This is a genomic window from Streptococcus sp. SR4, assembly GCF_000517725.1.
Classification (GTDB): Bacteria; Bacillota; Bacilli; order Lactobacillales; family Streptococcaceae; genus Streptococcus; species Streptococcus salivarius_F.
Window position 1 is genome coordinate 1 of record NZ_AZYW01000032.1, and the last position, 1,809, is coordinate 1,809.

Genomic DNA, 1,809 nt, shown 5'->3' on the forward strand with positions numbered 1-1,809 from the left:
TGTTGATGTTGTTGGTTCAGCAGTTGGTGTAACTGGGGTTACTGTTGGTGTATATGTTGCAGTAACTGGAGTACCATTCTTATCGACACGTTTAACCGTTACGCCTGTACCTGTTCCTGTGAATGATTTTTCTGGGACGAAGGTTACAGTTCCGTTCGGAGCGACTGTGTAAGTTCCTTCTCCTGGAATTGTCTTCGTAGTTGAGCCATCTTCAAAGGTTGCAGGTGTATCATCATCCATTGGGATTGCAGGGTTACCAGGTGTGAAGCTTGGTGTACCTGTTTGCGTTTGACCTTGGATGTCTGTAGATGTTGCAGGATTAGCAGTTGGTACAACTGGAGTGATCTTAGGTGTGTAAGTTGTTTCAGCAACAGTTCCGTTTGTATCTTTACCTTGAACCTTAACTGGAACCACATCACCTGAGTAAGATTTATCCGTTGGTGTGAAGGTCACAACACCAGTTTCTTTATCAACAGTGAAGGTACCGATCACATCACCTGTTGGTGATTTCGCATCTACTGATGCTGCTGGCTGACCATTTTCATCAAGAAGAGTAATAGTATCCTTGTCGATTGGTGCAACTGGGTCACCTTCTGTGAAGGTTACAGTTCCAGTTTGAACTACACCTTGAGGTGCTTCTGATTCTGCTGGAGTTGCTGTTGGAGTTACTGGTGTCACAGTTGGTGTGTACTTAGCAGTAACTGGAGTACCGTTCTTATCGACACGTTTAACCGTTACACCTGTACCTTCTCCTGTGAATGATTTTTCTGGAACAAAGGTTACGGTTCCGTCTGGAGCAACAGTGTAAGTTCCTTCACCTGGAATGTTCTTGGTTGTTGAGCCATCTTCAAATGTTGCAGGTGTATCATCATCCATTGGAACATTTGGATTACCTGGTGTGAAGCTTGGTTTACCTGTTTGCGTTTGACCTTGTTTGTCAGTAGATGTTGTATCTTCTGCAGTTGGTGTTACCGGTGTTACAGTTGGTGTGTAAGTCGCTGAAGCTTTGGTTCCGTTCTTATCTTCGCGGACAACTGTCACTGCTGGTGCAGTTCCGACGAATGATTTCTCAGGAACGAAAGTAACTGTTCCGTCTGAAGCTACTGTGTAAGTACCAACTCCCTCAACTGTCTTAGTTGTTGAACCATCATCGAAGGTTGCAGGAACATCATCGTTCATTGGTACACGGCTATCGCCTGCAGTAAATTCAGGTTTACCAGTTTGTGTCGCACCTTGGATATCTGTTGTTTCAGCTGGTGCAGCTGTTGGAGTTACTGGTGTCACAGTTGGTGTGTACTTAGCTGTGATTTCAGTACCGTTCTTATCCACGCGTTTCACTGTTACGCCTGTAGCGGTTCCAGTGAATGATTTTTCTGGTACGAAGGTTACTGTTCCATCTGGAGAAACAGTGTAAGTTCCTTCACCATCTACTGTTTTAGTGGTTGAACCATCTTCAAAGGTCGCTGGAGTATCTTCATCGATTGGAACATTTGGATCACCTTCAATAAAGGTTGGTTTACCAGATTGTGTTTGACCTTGGATGTCAGTCGATGTAGCATCTTCAGAAGTTGGAACAACTGGAGTAATTTTCGGTGTATAAGTTGTTTCAACTGTAGTTCCGTTTGTATCAGCTGCTTGAACCTTAACTGGGACAACATCACCTGAATAAGATTTATCTGTTGGTGTGAAAGTAACTAAACCTGTATCTTTATCAACGGTGAAGGTACCGATCACATCACCTGCTGGTGATTTCGCTTCTACTGATGCTGCAGGTTGACCATTTTCATCAAGAAGTGTAATCGAATCCTT

At 43.8% G+C, this 1,809-nt stretch carries 1 pseudogene; it reads right to left on the bottom strand.

Going from position 1 to position 1,809, the window contains the following annotated elements:
- A pseudogene (locus HMPREF1519_RS04175) lies at positions 1-1,809 on the bottom strand (CshA family fibrillar surface protein C); the annotation flags it as partial.